This is a genomic window from Allobosea sp. LjRoot90, from assembly GCF_964254315.1.
Lineage (GTDB): Bacteria > Pseudomonadota > Alphaproteobacteria > Rhizobiales > Beijerinckiaceae > Allobosea.
Genome location: NZ_CAXUTF020000004.1, coordinates 571,690 through 593,395, shown reverse-complemented (window position 1 = coordinate 593,395; position 21,706 = coordinate 571,690). Strand labels below are relative to the sequence as shown.

General features: G+C 66.1%; 22 protein-coding genes. 15 read left to right on the top strand and 7 right to left on the bottom strand.

The annotated features are described in order from the left end of the window. Positions 1-4: 4 nt before the first annotated feature. The 6 genes from ACSQ3M_RS18245 to ACSQ3M_RS18220 all read left to right on the top strand — a co-directional run bounded on the left by ACSQ3M_RS18245 (position 5) and on the right by ACSQ3M_RS18220 (position 8,690). The gene (locus ACSQ3M_RS18245) at positions 5-1,264 is read left to right on the top strand and encodes an ABC transporter substrate-binding protein (protein WP_436151473.1); all 1,260 of its coding nucleotides are present in this window, start codon (positions 5-7) and stop codon (positions 1,262-1,264) included. Positions 1,265-1,432: 168 nt separating this feature from the next. Beyond that, positions 1,433-2,308: a branched-chain amino acid ABC transporter permease gene (locus ACSQ3M_RS18240; protein WP_436151472.1), complete on the top strand. Its 876-nt coding sequence runs from the start codon at positions 1,433-1,435 to the stop codon at positions 2,306-2,308. A 7-nt stretch (positions 2,309-2,315) separates the two neighbouring features. Then, entirely contained in the window at positions 2,316-4,841 is a 2,526-nt protein-coding gene (locus ACSQ3M_RS18235; RefSeq protein ID WP_436151471.1) for a branched-chain amino acid ABC transporter ATP-binding protein/permease, read from the top strand. 202 nt (positions 4,842-5,043) lie between these two features. Further along, positions 5,044-5,985 carry a 3-hydroxyacyl-CoA dehydrogenase gene (locus ACSQ3M_RS18230; protein WP_436151470.1) on the top strand — a complete coding sequence of 314 codons (942 nt, stop codon included), beginning with the start codon at positions 5,044-5,046 and terminating at the stop codon, positions 5,983-5,985. Positions 5,986-6,020: 35 nt separating this feature from the next. Further along, positions 6,021-6,953 (top strand): 3-keto-5-aminohexanoate cleavage protein, encoded by a 933-nt coding sequence (locus ACSQ3M_RS18225; RefSeq protein ID WP_129156852.1) that lies wholly within the window; start codon positions 6,021-6,023, stop codon positions 6,951-6,953. A gap of 96 nt (positions 6,954-7,049) precedes the next feature. Further along, positions 7,050-8,690, top strand: coding sequence for a Na+/H+ antiporter (locus ACSQ3M_RS18220; protein WP_436151469.1), 1,641 nt, complete (start codon positions 7,050-7,052; stop codon positions 8,688-8,690). 15 nt (positions 8,691-8,705) lie between these two features. Here ACSQ3M_RS18220 and tam read toward each other — a convergent pair whose 3' ends face one another. Together tam and ACSQ3M_RS18210 are read right to left on the bottom strand one after the other, a co-directional pair. Further along, positions 8,706-9,488, bottom strand: a complete 783-nt coding sequence (tam, locus tag ACSQ3M_RS18215; RefSeq protein WP_436151468.1) for a trans-aconitate 2-methyltransferase — start codon at positions 9,486-9,488, stop codon at positions 8,706-8,708. 42 nt (positions 9,489-9,530) lie between these two features. Next, positions 9,531-10,235 carry an SDR family oxidoreductase gene (locus tag ACSQ3M_RS18210; RefSeq protein ID WP_436151467.1) on the bottom strand — a complete coding sequence of 235 codons (705 nt, stop codon included), beginning with the start codon at positions 10,233-10,235 and terminating at the stop codon, positions 9,531-9,533. Positions 10,236-10,366: 131 nt separating this feature from the next. Between ACSQ3M_RS18210 and ACSQ3M_RS18205 the strand changes: the two genes are divergently transcribed. Then, a complete protein-coding gene (locus ACSQ3M_RS18205; protein WP_436151466.1) occupies positions 10,367-11,236 on the top strand; it encodes a LysR substrate-binding domain-containing protein in 870 nt (289 codons plus the stop codon). A gap of 9 nt (positions 11,237-11,245) precedes the next feature. On the opposite strand, the gene ACSQ3M_RS18200 is transcribed toward ACSQ3M_RS18205, so the two are convergent. Both ACSQ3M_RS18200 and ACSQ3M_RS18195 read right to left on the bottom strand, forming a co-directional pair. Next, a complete protein-coding gene (locus ACSQ3M_RS18200; protein WP_436151465.1) occupies positions 11,246-12,043 on the bottom strand; it encodes an SRPBCC family protein in 798 nt (265 codons plus the stop codon). Positions 12,044-12,057: 14 nt separating this feature from the next. Beyond that, positions 12,058-12,648 (bottom strand): ArsR/SmtB family transcription factor, encoded by a 591-nt coding sequence (locus ACSQ3M_RS18195; RefSeq protein WP_436151464.1) that lies wholly within the window; start codon positions 12,646-12,648, stop codon positions 12,058-12,060. A 99-nt stretch (positions 12,649-12,747) separates the two neighbouring features. Here ACSQ3M_RS18195 and ACSQ3M_RS18190 point away from each other — a divergent pair, with 99 nt between their 5' ends. Genes ACSQ3M_RS18190 through ACSQ3M_RS18180 form a run of 3 tightly spaced genes read left to right on the top strand, consistent with a single transcriptional unit; the run spans position 12,748 to position 14,211 of the window. Continuing rightward, positions 12,748-13,383, top strand: coding sequence for a TetR/AcrR family transcriptional regulator (locus ACSQ3M_RS18190; RefSeq protein WP_436151463.1), 636 nt, complete (start codon positions 12,748-12,750; stop codon positions 13,381-13,383). Next, positions 13,380-13,916 (top strand): GFA family protein, encoded by a 537-nt coding sequence (locus tag ACSQ3M_RS18185; protein WP_436151462.1) that lies wholly within the window; start codon positions 13,380-13,382, stop codon positions 13,914-13,916. The genes ACSQ3M_RS18190 and ACSQ3M_RS18185 overlap by 4 nt, the downstream gene beginning before the upstream one ends. Then, positions 13,909-14,211, top strand: a complete 303-nt coding sequence (locus tag ACSQ3M_RS18180; protein ID WP_436151461.1) for a DUF6958 family protein — start codon at positions 13,909-13,911, stop codon at positions 14,209-14,211. Before ACSQ3M_RS18185 ends, ACSQ3M_RS18180 begins: the two co-directional genes overlap by 8 nt. A gap of 2 nt (positions 14,212-14,213) precedes the next feature. Here ACSQ3M_RS18180 and ACSQ3M_RS18175 read toward each other — a convergent pair whose 3' ends face one another. Both ACSQ3M_RS18175 and ACSQ3M_RS18170 read right to left on the bottom strand, forming a co-directional pair. After that, a complete protein-coding gene (locus ACSQ3M_RS18175) occupies positions 14,214-15,344 on the bottom strand; it encodes an aminotransferase class I/II-fold pyridoxal phosphate-dependent enzyme (protein WP_436151460.1) in 1,131 nt (376 codons plus the stop codon). Beyond that, positions 15,341-16,516 carry an amidohydrolase gene (locus ACSQ3M_RS18170; protein ID WP_436151459.1) on the bottom strand — a complete coding sequence of 392 codons (1,176 nt, stop codon included), beginning with the start codon at positions 16,514-16,516 and terminating at the stop codon, positions 15,341-15,343. Before ACSQ3M_RS18170 ends, ACSQ3M_RS18175 begins: the two co-directional genes overlap by 4 nt. Before the next feature lie 64 nt (positions 16,517-16,580). Between ACSQ3M_RS18170 and ACSQ3M_RS18165 the strand changes: the two genes are divergently transcribed. Next, on the top strand, positions 16,581-17,405 hold the full coding sequence (locus ACSQ3M_RS18165; RefSeq protein WP_436151458.1) for an AraC family ligand binding domain-containing protein: 825 nt from the start codon (positions 16,581-16,583) through the stop codon (positions 17,403-17,405). A 19-nt stretch (positions 17,406-17,424) separates the two neighbouring features. After that, complete coding sequence (locus tag ACSQ3M_RS18160) at positions 17,425-17,877, top strand: hypothetical protein (protein WP_436151457.1); 453 nt, start codon at positions 17,425-17,427, stop codon at positions 17,875-17,877. A 157-nt stretch (positions 17,878-18,034) separates the two neighbouring features. Here the strand turns inward: ACSQ3M_RS18160 and ACSQ3M_RS18155 are convergent, their stop codons facing one another. Further along, the gene (locus ACSQ3M_RS18155) at positions 18,035-18,745 is read right to left on the bottom strand and encodes an outer membrane protein (protein ID WP_436151456.1); all 711 of its coding nucleotides are present in this window, start codon (positions 18,743-18,745) and stop codon (positions 18,035-18,037) included. 209 nt (positions 18,746-18,954) lie between these two features. Between ACSQ3M_RS18155 and ACSQ3M_RS18150 the strand changes: the two genes are divergently transcribed. The 3 genes from ACSQ3M_RS18150 (at position 18,955) to argB (ending at position 21,450) form a co-directional block, all read left to right on the top strand. After that, complete coding sequence (locus ACSQ3M_RS18150) at positions 18,955-19,980, top strand: YihY/virulence factor BrkB family protein (RefSeq protein ID WP_436151455.1); 1,026 nt, start codon at positions 18,955-18,957, stop codon at positions 19,978-19,980. Between the two features lie 113 nt (positions 19,981-20,093). Next, complete coding sequence (locus tag ACSQ3M_RS18145) at positions 20,094-20,465, top strand: DUF423 domain-containing protein (RefSeq protein ID WP_436151454.1); 372 nt, start codon at positions 20,094-20,096, stop codon at positions 20,463-20,465. An 88-nt stretch (positions 20,466-20,553) separates the two neighbouring features. Further along, complete coding sequence (gene argB, locus ACSQ3M_RS18140) at positions 20,554-21,450, top strand: acetylglutamate kinase (RefSeq protein ID WP_436151453.1); 897 nt, start codon at positions 20,554-20,556, stop codon at positions 21,448-21,450. Positions 21,451-21,706: the final 256 nt, after the last annotated feature.

The window sequence follows — 21,706 nt, the reverse complement described above, 5'->3', positions numbered from 1 at the left end:
CGGAATGTCAGAGCAGTCAAGGATCAAGGGTCTCTCGCGCCGCCAGACGCTAGTTGGATTGGGCGCAACAGCCACCGGTCTGATCGCCAGCCCGGCGGTCATTCTCGCACAGACCGCGGATGCGATCCGCTTCGGGCACCTGACGCCACGCACCGGGTTTCTCGGACCGCTCGGCGAGTACGGCGTCATGGCCGCCGATCTCGCCGCGGAGGAGATCAACGCAGCCGGCGGCATCAACGGCCGCAAGCTCGAATTGCTGAAGGAGGACTCGGTCAACCCGCAGACCGCCTCGACCAAGGCCGAGCGCATGATCGAGCGCGACAAGGTCGCCTGCATCATCGGCGAGATCTCGTCCGCCTCCTGCCTGACGATCTCGCAGGTCGCGGCCCGCAACAAGACGCTCTTCTTCAACACCGGCGGCAATTCCGACGCCCTGCGCGGCGAGAGCTGCAACCGCTACATGTTCCATGTCGAGCACCAGAACTCGATGTATGTGAAGAGCTGCGGCCGCTCGCTGCTGGCCCAGGGGCTGGTCAAGGGCAAGAAGTGGTTCTCGCTCACCGCCGACTACGCCTTCGGCCATGACCTCAGCAAGGTAGCCAAGCGCTTCATGGAAGCCAATGGCGGCCAGTTCGCCGCCGACAAGCTGGTCCCGACGGATGCGACCGACTTCTCGGCGCTGCTGCTTGAGATTCGCGCGGCCAAGCCCGATCTCGTCATCTCCAATCTCGCCGGCAACCAGATCACCAACTTCCTCAAGCAGTATTCCGAATTCGGCCTGACCTTCCCGGTCGCCGGCTTCGGCTTCGACACGGCTTTGGCCTGGGCCGCCGGCAAGGACAATTTCGGCGGCACCTGGCCTTGCGTCTGGCATCATTTGATCGACACGCCCTCGACCAAGGCCTTCGTCGCCGCCTTCACCAAGAAATACGGCAAGCCGCCGGAGAACCAGGCCTGGGGCGACTATGTCGGCGTCAAGGTCATGGCCCAGTCGATGAACGAGCTGAAGTCGACCGACACCGCCAAGATCCTCGAGCATCTCGAGAAGGGCGCGAAGTTCGACGTGATGAAGCCGCGCCAGGGCTATTTCCGTGCCTCCGACCACCAGCTGATCAGCGAGATGTACACCATCACCGCCTTGCCGGCGGCGCAGGTCAAGAACCAGTGGGACCTCTTCACCTCATCGCCGCCGGTCCCCGGCCCGAACGAGGACATGGAGGTCATCGCAACCCAAGGCGACGAAGCCGTCTGCAAGATGAGCTGAGGCGCCTACGTCATTCTCGGGCGAAGCGAAGCGCAGACCCGAGAATCTCATGACGGGAAGGCGCCGGCTGGCGCCTCCTTCGGCCTGAGATGCTCGGGTCGAGCCCGAGCATGACGAGCCCTCCGCCCGGCAAACCGCCCCACCGCGCAACCCCGTAAAGGCCATCCCTTGCTCACCCTTTTCATCCAGCAGGTGCTGAACGGGCTGCTCGACGGGGTCTATTACCTCCTGATCGCGCTCGGCCTGTCGCTGATCTTCTCGCTCGGCGGCATCGTCAATCTGGCGCATGGCGCTTTCTATGCGATCGGCGCCTATCTCACGATCCTGCTCGCCCCGCATATCGGCTTCGGCGGTGCGCTCGTCGCCTCGCCTCTGCTGGTCGCGTTGATCGGCATCGTCATCGAGCGCGGGCTGTTCCAGCGCTTCTATCGCTCGGACCCGATCCTCTCGCTGCTGCTGACCTTCGGCCTCGCCATGGTCGCCGAGCAGTCGTTGCGCATGATCTTCGGCGCGCCGCCGCTCTCCTTTTCGATCCCGCCAGCGCTGCGCGGCCAGATCTTCATCGGCGACTTCATCTATTCGCGCTACCGGGCCCTGCTGATCCTGATCGCCGCGGCCTGCGTGCTCGGCCTCTGGTTCCTCTTGCAACGCACCGCCTTCGGCCGCGTCGTGCGGGCCGGCGTGCAGAACCCCGACATGGTCGGCGCGCTCGGCATCTCCCTGCAGCCCTACATGATGACGGTCGCCGGCATCGGCATCGGCCTTGCCGGTCTCGCCGGCGTCCTGCTCGCGCCGATCTATTCGATCCATCCGGCCATGGGCCAGGAGATCATCACCCCCGCCTTCGTCGTCGTTGTCATCGGCGGCCTCGGCTCGTTCTGGGGTGTCGTCGTTGCTGCCCTGATGGTCGGCCTGGTCAAGGGCATCACCATCGGCCTTGGCCTGACGCAATGGTCGACCGCGGTGATCTACCTGATGATGCTGCTCGTCCTGCTCTTCCGTCCGCGCGGCCTGTTCGGCGAGCGCATCCAGCGCTTCGAGTGAGGCCGTCATGACCAGCTCCCAGCGCGATTATCTCCCGCTCATCCTCGCCGCCCTCGGCCTCGCCATCCTGCCCTCGCTGATGCATGCGGTCGGGCTTGGGACGACCTCGGCCACCGAGGTCGTGGTCTTCGCCATCGCCTGCATGGCGCTGAACATCCTGGTCGGCACCACCGGCCTGGTCTCCTTCGGCCATGGCGCCTGGTTCGGCATCGCCGCCTATGCCGCCGGCCTGATCCAGCGCAACTGGCTGCCCGGCCAGTTCGCTCTGCCGATCTTGCTCGCGGTCGCGCTCGTCGCGCTGATCGCCTTCGCCTTCGGCGCCCTGATCCTGCGCCGCAAGGGCGTCTATTTCTCGCTGCTGACGCTGGCGCTCGCCGCCATGATCTATTCGGTCGCTTTCCGCTGGACCTCGGTCACCGGCGGTGAGGACGGCCTCGGCGGCATCAAGCGCCCGCTTTTCGCCGGCATCGATTTCGAGGTCGCCCTGCCATTCTACATGCTGGTCGCGACGATCGGCTTCGCCGTGGTCTACGGGCTCTGGCGCTTCCATCGCTCGCCGGTCGGCACCGTCCTCGTCGCAATCCGCGAGAACGAGCAGCGCGCCCGCTTCCTCGGCTACGCCACGAACCGCTACAAGCTCGTCGCTTTCACCGTTTCGGCCGCGCTGACCGGCCTCGCCGGCACGCTCCTCCTGTTCAACAATCGCATGACCTCGGCCGAGCCGATCTCGGTCGCCTTCTCCGGCGAACTCTTGGCGATGGTCGTGATCGGCGGCATGCGCTCCTTCCTCGGGCCGGCGCTCGGCGCGCTCTTCTTCGTCGTCTTCCGCGACTATCTCTCCAGCGTCACCGAGAACTGGCTGTTCTGGTTCGGCCTGCTCTTTGTCGCCTTCATCGTCTTCTCGCCCGATGGCCTCATCGGCGTCGGCCAGCGCCTGCTCAAGCCTTTCCGCAAGCAGGTCGCGGAGGATGCGGCGATGTCGGCCCGCAAGGCCGGCGCTGTCGAGCTCCCGGCCTTCATGAAGCCGAAGGATGCCGGCGACGGCACGATCCTGACCGCGACCGGCCTCGCCAAGAGCTTCGGCGGCATCAAGGCGGTCGAGAACGTCGATATCACCATGCGCGACCGGCGCCTGCATGCGCTGATCGGCCCCAACGGCGCCGGCAAGACCACCGCCTTCAACCTGATCTCCGGCCTGTTCAAGCCGGACCGCGGCGAGGTCCGGCTGCGCGATCGCGACATCGCCGGCCTCTCCCCGGAGGCGATCACCCGGGCCGGCATCGGCCGCGCCTTCCAGATCACCAACCTCTTCCCGACGCTCTCGGTCGCCGAGAACGTCCGGCTTGCCGTGCAGGCCCGTTCAGCCCAGCGCTTCGGCCTGTGGCAATCCGCCGGCACCCTCGACCAGGTCAATGACGAGACCCGCCAGGTCATCTCGACCATGGGGCTCTCCGGCATCGAACAGGCGGAGGCGGGCTCGCTCAGCTATGGCGGCCAGCGCCTGCTCGACATGTCGCTCGCGCTCGCCACCAGCCCGCGCATCCTCCTGCTCGACGAGCCGCTCGCCGGCCTCGCCGCCGCCGAGCGCGAGCGCGTCGGCAACCTGATCAAGTCGATCTCGACCGATCTGCCGGTGCTGCTGGTCGAGCATGACATCGATCGCGTCTTCGCCATCGCCGACCATGTCACGGTGATGAACGAGGGCTCGGTGCTGGTCGACGGCACGGTTGAGGACGCGCGCTCGTCGCCCAAGGTGCAGGAGGTCTATATCGGCTCCGGCGCCCATGCGCTGGCCGAGAAGCCACGCGAGAGCGCCGCGGGCGACAAGGTCCTGCTTGGGCTCGACAAGGTCGATACCTTCTACGGCAAGAGCCACATCCTGCGCGACGTCACCTTCGGCGTGCACGAGAACGAGATCGTCGCCTTGCTCGGCCGCAATGGCGCCGGCAAATCGACCCTACTCAAGACCATCACCGGCATCGCCCCGCCGGCTTCCGGTTCGATCAGCCTCGCCGGCAGCGACATCGCCCGCCTGCCGCCAGCAGGGATCGCCCGCGCCGGCATCGCCTATGTGCCGCAAGGCCGCGGCCTCTTCGCCGGCATGAGCGTCAAGGACAATATGGAGCTCGGCCGCCTCCGGCGCCGGACCGGCAACGGCACCCATTGGGAGGACGAGAAGATCTTCGCCTTCTTCCCGCGCATCAAGCAGCGCTGGCATTCCCCTGCCGATTACCTCTCCGGCGGCGAACAGCAGATGGTGGCGGTGGCGCGCGCGCTCTCCGGCGATACCCGCGTGCTGCTGCTCGACGAGCCGTTCGAGGGATTGGCCCCGGCGGTAGTCGAGGAGCTGTTCGAGGCTTTCGACAAGCTCCGGAAGGAGATCGCCATCGTCATCGTCGACCACCATCTCGACCTCGCGCTGGCGCTCTCCGACCGCACCGTCGTGCTCGAGCGCGGCCAGGTCACCCATATCGGCCCCTCGCGGGCGCTGAGCCAGGACCTCGCGCTAAGGCGGCAGGTGCTCTGGCTGTGATGATGGGTCCCCTCCACCGTCATTCCGGGGCTTCGCGCAGCGAAGAGCCCGGAACCCATAACCACTGCCGATTCAGGAAGAACCGTTGCCATTGTCGCGCCTCGTCTTTGGCCACCTGCGGTTATGGGTTCCGGGCTCACGCCTGCGGCGTGCCCCGGAATGACGGCGTGGTTTCTACACCTCTGAACCCGGATGCTTTCGCATGACCAAGATCGCCATCGTCGGCTCGGGCCTGATCGGCCGCGCCTGGGCCACTGTCTTTGCCAGCCACGGCTTCGAGGTCGCGCTGCACGATGTGAAGCCCGACGCCGCCAAGGCCGCCCGCGTCCATATCGGCAAAAACCTCAGGGAGCTCGCCGGCCACGGCCTCGTCGATGATCCGAAGGGTTCGCTCGCCCGCATCCGGGTCGCCAAGGACCTTGCCGACGCTCTCAAGGGCGTCGCGCTGGTGCAGGAGAACGGCCCGGAGACGATCGAGGCCAAGCGCGAGCTGTTTGCTGAGATGGATGCGCTCGCGCCGGCCTCCGCGATCCTGGCCTCCTCGACCTCCTTCATCATGGCCTCGACCTTCTCGGAAGAGCTGAAGGGTCGCGCCCGCTGCCTCGTCGCCCATCCGGTCAACCCGCCGCATCTGGTGCCGATCGTCGAGCTCGCCCCGGCGCCCTGGACCGACCCCAAGGTCGTCGCCAAGGCCAAGCGCATCTACGAGCAGGCCGGGCAGGTCGCGATCATGCTGCGCAAGGAAAAGCCCGGTTTCGTGCTCAACCGCCTGCAGGCGGTGTTGCTGGCCGAGGCCTTCCGCCTCGTCGGCGAGGGCGTCGCCAGCGCCGAGGACGTCGACAAGACGATCCGCGACGGGCTCGGCCTGCGCTGGTCGTTCATGGGCCCGTTCGAGACGATCGAGCTCAACGCCCCCGGCGGCATCCCTGACTACTGCGTCCGCTATTCGGAGTCGCTCGACCGCATGGTCAAGTCCTCCGAGGGGCTGGGCAACCCGTTCAAGCCCGAGACGGTCGCCGAAGTCATGCGCGAATGGCGCGGCGCGCAGGATGCCTCGCGGGTCAAGCGCCTCAGCGACTGGCGCGACAGCCGCCTCGCCGCTCTGCAGGCGCATAAGCGCGCGGCGAAGCGCAAGCCGGCGTGAGTTTTTGAACAGGGATTAGCGAAGGACTAAATCGCATGGCCAAGAACCGCAAAGTCATCATAACCTGCGCCGTCACCGGCGCGATCCACACCCCGTCGATGTCGCCCTATCTGCCGGTGACGCCGGAGGAAATCATCGACGCCGCCGTCGGCGCGGCCGAGGCCGGCGCGGCGCTGGTCCATGTCCACGCCCGCAACCCCAAGACCGGCCAGCCCGACCAGTCGCCGGAGGCGTTCGAACCCTTCCTCAAGGTGATCAAGCAGCGCTCGAACTGCGTCATCAACATCACCACCGGCGGCGCCCCGACAATGCTGGTCGAGGAGCGGCTGAAGCCCTGCGCCCATTTCAAGCCCGAAGTCGCCTCGCTCAACATGGGCTCGATGAATTTCGGGCTCTACCCGATGCTGAACCGCTTCAAGGAGTTCAAGCACGATTGGGAGCGGCCCTATCTCGAAGGCTCGAACGACCGCGTGTTCAAGAACACCTTCAAGGACATCGAGAACATCCTGACCACCTGCGCCGAGAACGGCACGCGCTTCGAGATCGAGTGCTACGATATCGGCCATCTCTACACGCTGGCCCATTTCGTCGACCGCGGGCTGGTGAAGCCGCCCTTCTTCGTCCAGTCGGTCTTCGGCCTGCTCGGCGGCATCGGCCCGCATCCCGAGGACGTCGTCCATATGAAGCGCACCGCCGACCGGCTTTTCGGCGACGACTATCACTGGTCCGTGCTCGGCGCCGGCCGCCACCAATTGCCGATCGCGGCGATGGCGGTCGCGATGGGCGGAAACCTGCGCGTCGGCCTCGAGGATTCGCTCTGGCTCGGCCCGGGCCAGCTCGCCAAGTCGAATGCCGACCAGGTCCGCGCCGCCCGCAAGATCATCGAGGGCCTGGGCCTCGAGATCGCCACCCCGGACGACGCCCGCGAACAGCTCCAGCTCAAGGGCGCCGACAAGGTCGCCTTCTGAGGCTCCAACTCGGCATCCGGCGAGCTTGGCTCGCTGGATGCCTGTACGCTAAAGCTCGCGGCTGACCCTAAGCGAACCGGGCCGGCCGCGCAGTCGATGCACACCTTCACCTTCATCCTGATCCTGGTCATGGCCGTGGTGGCCTCGCAGCCGCTCACCCGGCTGTTCAGGATCGTCCCGCTCCCGATCGTTCAGATCGCGCTCGGCGCGGCCCTGGCCTGGCCGACCGCCGGCTTCCATACCGCGATCGAGCCGGAGCTCTTCCTCCTGCTTTTCATCGCGCCGCTGCTCTTCGCCGATGCCTGGGAAGCGCCAAAGCGCGAATATCGCCGGCTGCTGCGGCCGATCCTGTCGCTGTCTTTCGGCCTGGTCTTCTTCACCACCCTCGGCTGCGGCCTCGCCTTGCACTGGCTGGTGCCCTCCATGCCGCTGCCGGTGGCCTTCGCGCTCGCCGCCGTGCTCTCGCCGACCGATGCGGTCGCGGTCTCCTCCATCGTCGACAAGGAGAGCGTGCCGAAGGACCTGATGCATATCCTCGAAGGGGAATCGCTGCTCAACGACGCCTCCGGCCTGGTCATCTTCCGTTTCGCCACCGCCGCGGCCCTGACCGGCAGTTTCTCGCTCTGGCAGGCCTCGCTCGCCTTCCTCTTCGCCGTCGCCGGTGGCGTCGCCGCAGGCTTGCTCGCGGTCGTCGTAGTCTCCTGGGCGCTGAAGCTCCTGGCAAAGTTCGATCGGATCCCGCCGGAAGTGCAGGTGCTCGTCGTCATGTTCCTGCCCTTCGCCGCCTTCCTGGCGGCGGAGAGCGTGCATGCATCCGGCGTGCTCGCCGCCGTCGTCGCTGGCCTGACAGTCGGACGCACGCGCACCGCCAGCCAGCTCAGCGTCTCCGCCTACATGCTTGCCCACTCCTTCTGGACGATGCTCGCCTTTCTCCTCAACGGCGCGCTCTTCGTGGTGCTCGGCCTGCAATTGCCGGCGATCATCCGTGCCGTGCCGCCGGCGCTGACCAGCTCGCACTGGCTCTGGCAGCCGCTCGGCATCGTCGTCGCGCTGACGCTTTGCCTGATCGCGCTGCGCTTTCTCTGGATCACGGTAGCGGTCGGGGCCGGACGCATCATCAGCCGGCTCAGGCGCGAGGTTCCGCTGAACGCCACCCCACGTATCCGTCTTGCAAGCTCGATTGCGGGCGTGCGCGGCGCCGTCACGCTCGCCGGCGTTCTGTCCCTGCCCGTGCTCGCACTCGACGGCTCGCCCTTCCCAGGACGGGACATCGCGATCTTCCTGGCCGCGGGCGTGATCCTGCTCTGGCTCGTGATCGCCAGCGTCGGACTGCCGCCGATCATGCGCGGGCTCGTTGTCGGACACGCCGCTCATGCCACCGAGGTGCGCAGGGCGCGCATCACCGCTACCGAAGCCGCGATCGCCCGGCTCGAGGGCGTCGCCCATCGCGGCGGGACCGACGGCGCCGCCACGGTCGACCAGGCCGTGGCCGAGGGCCTGATCGCGACTTACAGGCGCCGCCTCGCCTTACTCGACGACGGCAAGACGCCGCAGGAGGAAGCGGTGACGCTACAAAGGGCCGAGAGCAACTTGCGCCATGCCGCCCTGGCGGCGGAGCGCGAGGCCTTGCGCCGCCTGCTCAAGAGCGGCGAGATCGACGACGCCACCTTCAACGCGCTGGCGCACGAGCTCGCTTTGCATGACGTGCTCGCCGAAGCCAAGGCCAGATCGCACTGACCGCCGACGCTAGCGCTAGCTGCGGACCGCGAGGATGAACAGGCGCGGGAACCGGAGCAGCACCTTGCCATCCGGCTCAACCGGGTAGGCCGCAGCGATCTTCTCGCGGTAGCGCGCAAGGAAGACGTCGCGCTCATCAGCCGATAGTGGATCGATATAGGGCTTGAGGCCCGTGCTCTTGAACCATTCGACGATCGCATCGTGACCGGCGAGCGCGTGGACATAGGTCGTCTGCCAGATGTCGACCTGACAGCCGGCCGCCATCAGCCAGCTGCGATAATCCGAGAACGAGCCGATCACCGCCTTCGATGCCCGCGCATTGGCGAGGCGAGCCGCCCACTGCCCCTCGGCGGCTGCCTCGTCCATGGCGACATGGGAGGGCTCGCTGAGATTGTTCGGCATCTGCACCGCGAGCGTACCGCCCGGCGCCAGTGACCGCGACAGCCGCGCGAACAAGGCGGGATGATCGGGAATCCATTGCAGGGCCGCATTGGCGAAGATCAAGTCGTAGCGGCCATCGGCCGACCAGGTCGCCAGATCAGCCTGGGTGAAGGAGAGCTGCGGCAGGCGCTTGCGGGCCTTTTCGAGCATGTCCGGCGAGGAATCGAGACCTTCGACCTTGGCATCCGGGAAGCGGGCGGCGACCAGCTCGGTGCTGTTGCCGGGCCCGCAGCCGAGATCGATGCAGTGCTGCGGATCGGTGAGGCGCACGCGCTGGATCAGATCGAGCGGCGGCCGTGTCCGCTCATCCTCGAAGCGCAGATACTGGTTCGCATCCCAGTCGACCTTGCCCGTCATCGCGCCTGCTCCGTCCGTCCATCTGGCGCGATGGCTACGCTCCTACAACGAGCGCATCAAGCCGCCATCGACGCGCAGGTTCTGGCCGGTGATGTAGCCGGCGCCGTCCGAGGCGAGGAAGGCGATCGTCGCGGCGATCTCCTCGCTGGTGCCATAGCGCTGCATTGGCACGCCATCGCGGCGTTCGTCGGTCTGCGGCAGCGTGTCGATCCAGCCGGGCAGGACATTGTTCATGCGCACGTTCTGTGCGGCGTACTGGTCGGCGAAGAGCTTGGCGTAGGCGGCGAGCCCGGCGCGGAACACCGCCGAGGTCGGGAAGTTGGCCGCAGGCTCGAAGGCCCAGGCCGTCGAGATGTTGATGATCGCGCCTGATTTCTGCGCCGCCATCACCGGCGCGACCAGCCGGGTCGGCCGGATCACGTTCATCAGGTAGACGTCGAGCCCGGTATGCCATTGCTCGTCGGTGATCTCGGTGATCGGCGCGCGCGGGCCATGGCCGGCACTGTTGACCAGCACGTCGATACGGCCGAAGCGCTCCAGAGTCGTGTCGATCAGGCGCTTGAGATCGTCGTTCGACTGGTTCGAGCCGGTGACGCCAAACCCGCCGAGCTCCTTGGCCAGGGCCTCGCCCTTGCCGGAGGAGGACAGGATCGCGACCTTGAAGCCGTCCTGCGCCAACCGCTTCGCTGCCGCAGCGCCCATGCCACTGCCACCGGCGGTCACAACAGCTACTTTTTCTCCTGCCATCTGGAGGCTCCATCTGCTCGGCGGGTTATGAGAGCGATGCAAGCAGCAAGGCTCATTCTAGCCTTTCTCGCATTGCCTGCGTAAACTCGCCAGCGAGTTACACGGCGCTCTATCACTAGAAAAACTATCGCATGTTCGAGACGCAGCAACGCCTGCCATCCCTCAATGCGCTGCGCGCCTTCGAGGCCGCAGCGCGGCACCTCAACTTCCGCGCTGCGGCCGACGAGCTCGGCGTCACGCAGGGCGCGGTCGCGCAGCATGTCCGCGGGCTGGAAAGGGATCTCGGCCTGAAGCTGTTCGAGCGCCAGCCGCGCCTGCTCGCCCTGACCAGCGCCGGGCGCAGCTATGCGACCCATGTCGCCCGCGCCTTTGCCCTCCTGGTCGAGGCGACCGACAACCTTCGTCCGCAGCCCTTGCGGCTGACGATCAGCGCGACGCCAAGCATCGCGGCGAAATGGCTGGTGCCGCGGCTGCCTGATTTCACCACCGCCCATCCTCAGCTGGAGTTGAACATCCTCGCCAGCGATGCGCTGGCGAACTTCCAGTCCGACGGCGTCGACATCGCCATTCGCCAGGGCCGCCCGCCCTTCGGGCCCGGCCTGACCGCCGACCTGCTGTTCGAGCATGAGATCGTCGCGACCTGCCATCCCAGCATGCGTCCCACCGAGGAGGACCTAGCGCGCCTGCCCTTGCTGCGCGACGGGCACGATCTCTGGTCGGAGTTCTTCGAGCGTGCGCTCGGCCGGCCAATGCCGCTGACGATCCGCAGCACGCGCTTCAACCAGACGGCGCTGGCAATCGACGCCGCGATCGCCAGCCAAGGCATCGCGCTCGCAAGCCGCTTCCTGGTCGAGCCCGACCTCGCCGCTGGCCGCCTCGTTCTGGCGACGCCGGCCAGCATGCGCGGCGGCCTCGACTTTTACGTCGTTTGTGCGCGAAAGCCACGCCATCCCGAGCAGGCCACGCTGGTCAAGGCTTGGTTGCTCGCGCAGCGCGGCTGAGCTGAGAGTTCAACTCGCAGCCGCGAAGGTGTCCTTGAGCCAGGCCTGCCATGCCGGCTCGTTCTCGGCGACGCGCTTGTCGGCATCGTCGCCATAGAAGAACAGGCTCGCGCTGACATTGACCTTGTCGCCCATCTGATAGCTGCCGATCAGCGCGACGCCATTCTCGGAACGCAAGAGGATGTGGCGCTGCTTCCGGTTCTGCTCGGCCTGCTCGACCGTGCCGGAGAAGGCTTGCGGCGCGGCCGGCAGCTCGCGCCGCTCGCCGACATTCGCGCCGGCGAGGCCGAGCCTCTCGGTCAATTGCGTCCAGACGGCGAGATGCTCGCCTCCGGTCACCCGCATCGCCTGGAAGGAAGCGCCCTTCTGGCCGGCGAAATGGCTGAGATAGAACCGCAGCACCGCGAAGAAGCCTGGCCAGCCGCCCTCGAACCCCTCGACCTGATCGTCCCAATCGTCGCTGGAAGCAAAGAACGAGTGCACCATCCGCACCAGGCATTGGTCGCCGGAACGGCTGGTTATGGTGATCTCGGTCGCGACCGGCGGAGCTTTCTCGCCCCATTCATACTCGGTGTAGCCGAAGCGGTGCGGCGGCTCCCAGAGGTTGATCTCACCGGCCGAGCCCATCTCCGGCCCGAAATTGAAGCTGAGCTTGCCGCCGACCCGCTCCTCGATCGTGGTGCGGGTAAACCAGGCGGTGTTGCCCGGCCCCGTCGCCATCGCCTGCCAGACCTGCTCGGGCGTGCCGGGGACCAGCACCTCCATCTCGACCCAGCGCTTGCCGGTTCCGTCCTTCTTGATCGGCATGATCCAATATCCTTTCAGGCCTTGGCCGGTTCGGGCGCCGGATAGGCGGCGACCACGAGGCGGTGCGAGCGGCCGCCCGGCGCATTGTCGTCGTGATAGCGGGCGGCGAGCGCCGCCACGGTTTCGGTGAGCTCGCGCGTGAAGGCGGCACGCTCGGTCGGCGAGCGGAAGCGGATGACGCTGTCGAGCGAGAGGGTCGCCAGCCGCTTCTCCTGCCGGCGCGCCTCATTCCAGAGCGCTCCGACCTCGCGCACGATCCGGGCTGCGAGCGCGATCAGATAGCTCGCCGAGAGCCGGTCGGGGTTGCGCTCCGGATCGGCGCCGAGGGAACCCAGCGCCGCCGGCGAGACGACGAAGGACGCGGCGCTAGCCACCATCAGGCGCTCCGTCAGCCCGCCCCATCGCCGCTCGCCCGCCGGCACGACGAGCTCGTGCTCCTCTAGCGCGCGCAGATGGTAGTTGACCTTCTGCCGGGTCAACCCGACCCGCCCGGCCAGCGAAGCGGCCGAGGCCGGCTCCGACAATTCGGCCAGGATCCGGCGCTTGACCGGATCGAGCACCACGGCGGCGCGAGCGGGATCATCGATGACGTCGAGGTCGAGCATGACCTGAGGCTCGCATTGACAAATTTATTTGTCAATCGATTGAGGCGGTGGCTGAAAGAAGCTGCTTGCAACATACAAACCAAATGGTATGTATATGCCATGCCACGGCCAACCAAACAGTCCCCCGAACGCGGCAGCGCCCGCACCCGGCTCCTCAAAGCGGCGCGCGACGTCATCCGCACCAAGGGCTTCGCAGCCACCAGCGTCGACGATCTCTGTCGCGCCGCCGATGTCACCAAGGGCGCGTTCTTCCATCATTTCGCCAGCAAGGAGGCGCTCGGCGTCGCCGCTGCCGAGTTCTGGACGCAGGAGGTCACCCCCTTCTTCGCAGCCGCCCCCTATCATGAGCCGGCCGACGCGCTTGATCGCGTCCTCGCTTATGTCGCGTTCCGCAAGACGATCATCGCCGGCGATCTCTTCGAATTCACCTGCCTCGTCGGGACGATGGCACAGGAGGTCCACGCCAGCGCGCCGGGCATCCGCGACGCCTGCGGCCGCAGCATCTTCGGCCATGCCGCGACGCTGGAAGCCGACATTGAACAGGCTCGCGAGGAGCGCGGCATCAGCGCCGACTGGACCGCCGAGAGCCTGGCCCGGCACACGCAGGCCGTCCTGCAGGGCGGCTTCGTGCTGGCCAAGGCCGGCAACGATCCCGATCTGGCGCGCGAAAGCCTCGACCATCTCGACCGGTATATCCGGCACCTTTTCCACGTGGCGGAGGATTTGGCAGCATGAGCCAGCGCATGACGATCGGATGCACCTGCGGGCATACACGGCTCGAAGTCGAGGGTGAACCGATCCTCGTCTCCGAATGCCTGTGCGACAGCTGCCGGGCGGCGGCGGCCCGGCTAGCCAAGCTGCCGAATGCGAGAAGCATCCTGACTGCGTACGACGCGACACCCAGCGCCGAATATCGGAAGGACCGGATCCGGTTCGTCTCCGGCGTGGAGAGCCTGCGCGAGTTCCGGCTCGCGCCCGATGCAGGCTCACGCCGGGTCGTCGCAACCTGCTGCAACACGCCTGTCTTCCTGGAGATGAAGGGCGCGCATTGGCTCAGCCTCTATTCGCATCTCTGGCCGGAGGGCGCCCGACCGAAAGCGACGCTGCGCACCATGACAGGCGACCTGCCCGACGCATCCAACCTGCCGGCCGACATCCCCAATCTGAAGAGCCACACGATCTCGTTCTACGCCAAGCTGCTGACGTCCTGGATCGCCATGGGCTTCCGCAATCCGAAGATCACTATCGCGGGGACGGTCGATGCCTGACGACAAGATCGAGATCGAGAACGTCAACAAGCCCGGCAAGTCCGAGCGAGTCGACCGCGGCAAGTATCTGGCAATGCGCCAGGCACTGCTCGCCATCCTGCCGGACGAGGCGCCTGGGCTAACCGTACCCGATGCGAAAGAGGCGCTGCTGCCGTTGTTGCCGGACGATCTCTTCCCGCAGGGCAATACGGCCGGCTGGTGGTTGAAAGCCGTCCAGCTCGACCTCGAGGCCAAGGGCGTGATCAAGCGCGCTCCGCGCAAGCCGGTGCATCTCTACCGGCTCGCGACGACCTGACCTCAGCTGGCCTCCGCGAACGCCGTCGCCAGCGCTGCCGCCGCCTCGTCGAGCTCGGCGGTCTCATGGGCGGCGCTGACGTGCAGTCGCAGGCGCGCCTCGCCCTGCGCCACGATCGGGAACGAGATCGCCGGAGCGAAGACGCCGGCCCGGATCAGGCGCGTGGTCATGGCGCGCGCCCTCTCCTCGCTGCCGATCTTGACCGCGGTGATGGCGCTGTCGCTGTCATGGCAGGCGAGCGCGTAGAAGCGCAGCGCCTCGCGCAGATGGGCGACGTTGCGCCAGAGTCGCTCGCGCGGACCGGGATCGTCGCGGCAGATCTTGAGTGCAGTCAGCGCCGTCGCGGCATTCGCCGTCGTCATCCCCATGGTGAAGATCCAGCTGCGCGACTGTGCCTTGAGCTTCTCGATCAGCAGGCGGGGGCCGGCAACGAAGCCGCCGCTGGCGCCGCCCAGCGCCTTCGACAGCGAACCAGTCAGCAGCATGTCGGGCGCGCCATTGGCGAGGCCGCAAAGCGGCGCGGTGCCCTTGCCGCCCGGCCCGACCACGCCGGTCGCATGCGCCTCGTCGATCATCAGCAGCGCGTCGAATTCGCGCGCCAGCGCCTGGATTTCGACTAGCGGAGCCGCCCCGCCCTCCATACTGAAGATGCCGTCGGTGACGATGAGACGCCGCTTGGCCTGCCGCGTGCCTTCCAGCGCCCGGCGCAGACCCGCGACATTGCGGTTCTCATAGGTCTCGACATCGGCACGGCTCAGGCGGCAGCCATCGATGATGCTGGCATGGTTGAGCCGGTCCGAGATGATTGCGTCGCCGGCGCCGACCAGCGTGGTCAGCACGCCGCCATTGGCGCTGCCGCCGGAGGAGAACAGCGCCACCGCCTCGACACCCAGGAACGAGGCGAGGTTCTCGGCCAGCGCCTCATGCAGCGGCGTCGTCACGAAAACCGGATAGATGCCGGTCCCCGTCCCATAGAGCCGCATCGCCTCGTTGGTCGCAGCGAGCACGCGCTCGTCGGTCGAAAGGCCGAGATAGTCGTTGGCGCCGAGCATGATCGTGTCGACGCCGTCGAGCAGGATGCGCCCGCCGCAGCGACGGTCGATCATCCGGCGAGGGGGGACATGCGCGTTCATGGCACGGCCTTCGGCAGCGCGCCCGCAACGAGATTCTGCCAGTAGCGCAGCACATGCGGGACGATCGCATCGTTGAACACGTAACGGTCGCCGTGCAGCCCCTCGCCGGGGCCGACCTCGCCGGCGCCGATCCAGGCATAGCAGCCGCTCGCGGCGCGGATCATGAAGGCGAAGTCCTCGCAGCCCAGACTCGGCTTGAACTCAGTCGAGACGTTCTGTAGCCCGACAGCGGCGCCCGCCGCCCGCGCCGCCAATGCCGCCGCCTCGACGGTGTTGATCACCGGCGGATAGCCGCGCTTGTAGTCGAGCGCAGCGGTGAGGCCATGCGAGGCGGCGACGCCCTGCGCGATCTCGCCGAGCAGCCTCTCGCAAAGATCGGAGAGCGCCGGATCGAAGAAGCGGCAGGTGCCCTGCAGCCAGACCTCCTTCGGCACGATGTTGCCGACATTGCCGCCATGGACCTGGGTCAGGCTGACCACGATCGGCGTCTGCGGATCGACGGCGCGCGAGACGATGCGTTGCACGCTCTGGATGAAGGCGCCGGCGGCGAGGATCGGATCGTCGCCAAGATGCGGCATGGCGACATGAGCGCCGAGCCCAAAGAAGCGCAGTTCGAAATTATCGACCGCCGCCATCTGCGCCCCGGCGCGGGCTGCGATCGTGCCGAAGGGCACGCCCGGCCAATTGTGCACGGCGTAGACAGCCTCGACCGGGAAGCGCTCGAACAGCCCGGCCTCGATCATCTTCAGGCTGCCGCCCTCGTTCTCCTCGGCCGGCTGGAAGATGAAATGGACAGTGCCGTCGAAATCCGGGCTCTGGCTGAGGAGCCTGGCGGCCCCCAGCAGCATGGCGCTGTGGCCGTCATGGCCGCAGGCATGCATCACGCCCTCCTTCTTCGAGGCGTAAGGCAGGCCGGTGCGTTCGATGACGGGCAGCGCATCGAGCTCGGCACGCAGGCCGATGGCGCGCTTGCCGGAGCCGGCGCGCAGCGTGCCGACGACGCCGGTGCCGCCGATGCCCTCCTGCACCTCGAGGCCGAAGGAGCGCAGCTTCTCGGCAACGAAGCCGGCGGTCTCCACCTCCTGGAAGCCGAGCTCGGGATTGGCGTGGATGTGGTGGCGCCAGGCGACGACCTCTGGTGTCAGCGCGGCGATCGGGTCATTGTGCAGCATGGTTCTCTCCTGTCCCGCATGGATTAGGAGAACGGACCGGCAGCGTCTTGAACCAGATTGACCGATGAGTGAGCCGCGACAGGAGAGTCAGGAGTTCTGGCGCCACGCCGCCTTCCGCGAGCTCGGCCTGCTCAAGGCGCGGTTTCGCGAGCATCGCTATGACCGCCACACCCATGACGGCTACGTCATCGCGCTGATCACCGAAGGCTGTGAGCGCGTGCGCGTCGGCCGCCAGGAGGTACTGGCTCCGGCCGGCTCGGTGCTCGTGGTCAATCCGGAAGAGTGGCATGATGGGCAGGCCGGCGCCGATGAGGGCTGGGCCTATCGGACCTTCTATCCATCCGTGGCGCTGCTGTCGGACATCGCAGCCGAGCTCGGGCAGCCAAACGTGCCGCTCTTCCCGCAGGCCCTGCTCGATGATCCCGAATTGGTCCGCTTGCTCACCGCAGCTCATGCGGAATCAACCTCGCCGGAAGCCACCCGCGCGGAAACATCGTTGCTGACCGCGCTGCGTCGGCTGATCCTGCAGCATGGTGACAATGATCGGCCGGCGGAGCCACTCGACCGCTCCGGCTCGCAGCGCCGCTTCTCACGCTACGAGCAGGTGATCGAGGATGGGCTCGCTGGCGAGATCGACCTGCAAGGGCTCGCCATCGCCGCCGGCGTCACCCGCTTCCAGGTCATCCGCGACTTCAAGAAGCTCACCGGCTCGACGCCTGCCACCTTCATCCGCGACCGCCGTCTGCGCCGCGCCAACCGGCTGATCCAGGAGGGCGCCAGCCTGGCGGACGCCGCCTTCGCCGCCGGCTTCGCCGACCAGAGCCATCTCTCGCGCAGCTTCCGCGCCGTGCACGGCATCACGCCCGGCATGTTCCGCAAGGCGGGATAGAGATACAAAAGAGGTGTTTATGATTAAAACAATCACATTTGATGATTTATCTACAGATAACGAAAAATTTAGATCGTTAACTGAACTGATTGGGAAGAATTTTGGCACAATCACTTACGAAGGAAATATTAGCGTACATGAAGAATTATCAAATATATGCCTGATCGAAATTTGGATCGAAGCAGGAACATCAAATTTCGCTATCGAGTCTGAAATTTACGAAATTAAAATTGATAAGTACGTTTTTGCTGATTTCGTGACTTACCTATCTTATTTTGGAGTAAAATTTAGAATATTGGATGACGGAATTTATATAGAAGACGCATCACTCAATGACACGAGATTTATCGTAACAATAGAAAATCAGATAGGTTTTTACTTTGAATTTCAAGATTTGGAGAAAGTATTTGAACTGACAAAAATAGGAATCCGAGAGATATTCGTTCCCAAAATGCGCCCAAAGCAGGATTAGCTAACAGGCATCTCTATAATAGTGATCGGATCAGCATGATCGCCAGTTACCACACCAAACCATCTTCATGACCGCCGGCAAGGTCATCAACGAGAGTACCAGGTTCGAGCCGTACATGCTGCGAACCTGAACGGCTCCGGGTGGCCCGATGACGCTGTCAGAACTTGTAGGCGAGGCTGGCGCGCACCGCATGCGCCGACGGCTCGTGCTCGACCGTGCGGCCGAGATAGGCGCTTAGGCCGACATGGTCGAACTTGCCAAAGTCGGTGTAGCGATAGTCGAGGCCGAGGATCAGGTTGTCGGTCAAGGCGTAGTCGACGCCACCGCCGACCGTCCAACCGGTCTTCGAGGCATTGATCGTCTCGCTTAGGCCCGCAAGCGGCGTCACATAGGAATATTCGAGCTTGGTGAAGGCCGCGCCGGCGGTGGCGTAGACCAGGATGCGATCGAGGCTGTAGCCGAGGCGCGCACGCACCGATCCCTGCCAGTCCTGCCGCACCCGAACCGCACCGCCCGCATCACCCTGCCCTGCATGGGCGTTCACGCCCTCAATGTCGCCCTCGACACCGAGCACGACCACGCCGAGTTGGTAGTTGAAGCCGAGGCGCGCGCCGCCGATGAAGGAAGACGGGCTGTAGTCGAAGGAGCGACCGAGCGGTGCCCGGCCGGCAGTGGAAAATTCGCTCGCCCGATCAGAGCCCCAGGAATAGCCGACCTGGCCACCGACATAGACACCGCTCCAGTTGTAGAATGTCGGCAGCTCCGGCGCCGGCGGAAGAAGGCCCTTCCTCGACAGGTCAGCCGCCACGGAGACGCCAGCGCTCAATAGAGCGACAGCTGCAATGGAGGCTTTCAGAAGGACTTTCATCGAAATCTCGGCTCGAACGGCGGCTGCCTCCGGGCGGACGATCCGGCCGGCGCTGCGATGGCGTCAGGAGCGGCATTATGAAAATGTTAAGGTTAACGAACCTCTAAGCGGCCCCGCTCCAGTCCGCCTCCCGGAACGAAAACGCCTGCCGCAACGTTGCCAGCGCGGTGGAGCTGTCTAGGATCGACCGCCCCCGGACCGGAGCGCGCATGGCCTATTTCAAGCGACTGACAGGCGCCGCCGGGCTCGCGGCTGTGGTCGCCGGCTACGTTCACGGCCTGGTCTCGCGCCGGGTCGGCGAGCCCTTGCGCCAGGCCCGGCGTGGCCAAGGCGCCGTCAGCCCCATCGCCCTGCCCTGGCGCGGCTGGAAGGACGTCCTGCTGCGCTTCAGCACCCGCATCCAGGAAGCCCGCGTGCTCTCGCTCGCCGGCGCCGTCGCCTTCTTCACCTTGCTCTCGCTGGTGCCGGCACTGTCGCTGCTGGTGACGCTCTACGGCGTGCTGACCGACCCGGCGACCATCGTCGGCCAACTCGACGACGTCACCATCGTCTTCCCGCAGGCGGCGCGCGAGCTGATCCGGGAACAGGCCATGCGGCTGGCAGGCCAGAATGTGACCAATCTTTCGCTGACCTTCCTGATCAGCTTCCTCGTCGCGGTCTGGAGCGCCAACGCGGCGATGAAGGCCGCTTTCGACGCGCTCAACATCATCTATGGCGTGCGCGAACAACGCGGCTTCATCCGCCTCAACCTGGTCTCGCTCGGGACGACGCTGAGCGGGCTCTTCGTGCTGATCCTGGCGCTCGCCCTGATCGCCAGCCTGCCGGTGGTGACCGCGCTCTTTCCCTTCGGCCACGAGATCGAGGTCGTGATCCGCTGGCTGCGCTGGCCCGCCTTCTTCCTCGTCGGCATCATCGCGATTGGCTGCCTGTATTGGATCGGCCCGGACCGCAAGCTGCCGCGCTTCGCCTGGGTTCTGCCGGGCGCCATCGCAGCCGCGCTGCTCTGGGTCGCGGCCTCGGTCGGCTTCTCCTTCTATGTCAGCACGCTCGGCCGCTACACCGCGACCTATGGCTCGCTTGCCACCATCGTCGTGTTCATGACCTGGCTTTGGCTCTCCGCCGCGATCGTGCTCGCCGGCGCCGAGCTCAATGCCGAGCTCGAGCATCAGAGCCGCTATGGCTCGGCGCCGGCACCGGTGACGCAACTCACCCGCAACGCGCCCGGCCGAGATTGAACTGCCGGCTGGAGCACGATGCCACAGCCGCACCCGCTTGACCTTGCCTGCAACCACAGCGTCTGCTCGCCCGCAGACTCGCCCCGCCCGGGGCCAATGACACGGATCCGCCGATGATCACCGCCACCCGCATCCATCTCACCATCGCCATGCTGATGGGGCTCGCCGGCGTGACGCTGCTTGCGGCCGGGACGCATGCCGGTGGCTCCGACAATGTCCAGATCGCAGGGCAGATGCTGCTCTTCCATGCGCCCGTGGTGATCGCCGCCTGCACGGCACGGCGCGCCGAGCTGCTTGCGGACTGGCCGGCTCGCCTTGCGATCTCCCTGCTGATCCTCGGCGTCGCGCTCTTTTCCGCCGATCTCGCAGTGCGTGGCTTCCATGGCGAGCGGCTTTTCCTCGGTGCCGCGCCCGCCGGTGGCTTCATGATGCTCGCCGGCTGGCTCGGGCTCGTCATCGCCGCTTTGTTCGCCAGGCGCGCCTGATCGACATCGCCGCGCTTTCACAGCCTTCCTTCTTCCGCTAGAACGCGGCGCGGCGCAGCTGCCTCCTGCGCCTTCGCGGAGCCTGCCGATGAACGCGCCTCACAATCTCACGCCCTCGCAAGCCGCCGAGCTGCTGGTCCAGGCGCTGCCGCACATGCAGCGCTACGACCAGGAGGTGATCGTGATCAAATATGGCGGCAACGCCATGGGCGACGCCGCTACCGCCGAGGATTTCGCCGAGGACGTGGTGCTGCTCGAGCAGTCCGGGCTGAAGCCGGTGGTCTGCCATGGCGGCGGCCCGCAGATCGCCCGCATGCTCGCCAAGCTCGGCATCAAGTCGGAGTTCAAGCAGGGCCTGCGCGTCACCGACGCCGCGACCGTCGACGTGGTCGAGATGGTCCTGGCCGGCTCGGTCAACAAGGAGATCGTCGGTTACATCTCGCGCGAGGGCGGCAAGGCAATCGGGCTCTGCGGCAAGGACGGCAACATGGTCACCGCTCGCAAGGCGACGCGCACCATCGTCGACCCCGATTCGAAGATCGAGCAGGTACTCGACCTCGGCTTCGTCGGCGAGCCCGAGACGGTCGACACCACCGTGCTCAAGGCGATCCTGAAGGAAGAGCTGATCCCAGTGCTGGCGCCAGTCTGCGCTGCCGCTGATGGTCAGACCTACAATGTCAACGCCGACACCTTCGCCGGTGCGATCGCCGGCGCGCTCGGCGCCAAACGCCTCTTGCTGCTCACCGACGTGCCGGGCGTGCTCGATAAGGACAAGAACCTGATCCCGGAGCTCACCATCGAGCAGTGCCGGCGCCTGATCGCCGACGGCACCATCTCCGGCGGCATGATCCCGAAGATCGAGACCTGCATCTACGCGTTGGAAAAGGGCGTCGAGGCCGTCGTCATCCTCGACGGCAAGGTCCCGCATGCGGCGCTGATCGAGCTCTTCACCGATACCGGCTCGGGCACGATCATCCGGAAGTAAAGACACTTGCGGCGTGAGGCGCGGGGAACCCTTCTCCCGGATGGGAGAAGGGCAGGGATGAGGGACCGCCGTTGATTGTTTGGGCGAAGCGGCGCCGCTGCCCCTTCTGTGGGTAGCGCAGGCCCTCATCCGGCGCTCCGCGCCACCTTCTCCCATCCGGGAGAAGGCAGGGTGTCGTCGCTCCCTCCTATGGACGACCTCATCGTCGCAAGGACTTTGCAAGCATCTTGCATGTCATCATGGTGCGCCCCACATC